At 70.8% G+C, this 503-nt stretch carries 1 protein-coding gene; it reads left to right on the top strand.

What is annotated here, in order from left to right; translation table 11 throughout:
• A partial coding sequence (locus EMA17_RS00060) for a GAF domain-containing protein (RefSeq protein ID WP_148112324.1) occupies positions 1-503 on the top strand: 503 nt, incomplete at both ends.

The raw sequence follows: 503 nt of genomic DNA, 5'->3' as shown, positions 1-503 counted from the left end.
GAACGATGGTTGGCGGCGAGTTCGGAGCTGACCCGCAGCCTGCTCTCCGGCCAACCCCCGGCCGACGTGCTGCGCTCGTTCACCGCCACCATTCGCGAGATGGCCGACGCCGACCTGGTGACCCTGGCGGTGCCGGTGGCCGATTCCGACGACTTGGTGGTGGAGGCCGCCTCGGGCCCCCTCGCGGACGGCGTCCGCGGCCTGGTCCTGTCCGGTGAGAGCACCTTGATGGGCAAGGTGCTCGGCTCGGGCGAGACGATCGTCAGCGACGATCTCAGTCGCGATCCCGGCGCGGTGGTGGCCAAGGCGGTGGGGCCCGATCTGGGTTCGGCGTTCCTGCTGCCGCTGGGCACTCGCGAGAGTATTCGCGGTGTGCTGCAGGTGGCCAATCGAGCGGATCGCCCACAACTGTCGGACGCGGTGGTGCGGATGGTCACCGGCTTCGCCGACCACGCCGCGCTGGCCCTGGAGATCGCCGAACGGCGCCGCGACGCCGAACTGCT

Origin of the sequence: Embleya hyalina (assembly GCF_003967355.1) — a bacterium.
In the GTDB taxonomy this organism is placed as follows: domain Bacteria; phylum Actinomycetota; class Actinomycetes; order Streptomycetales; family Streptomycetaceae; genus Embleya; species Embleya hyalina.
The sequence above is the reverse complement of the archived record's forward strand: the minus strand, read 5'-3'. Positions and strand labels throughout refer to the sequence as shown.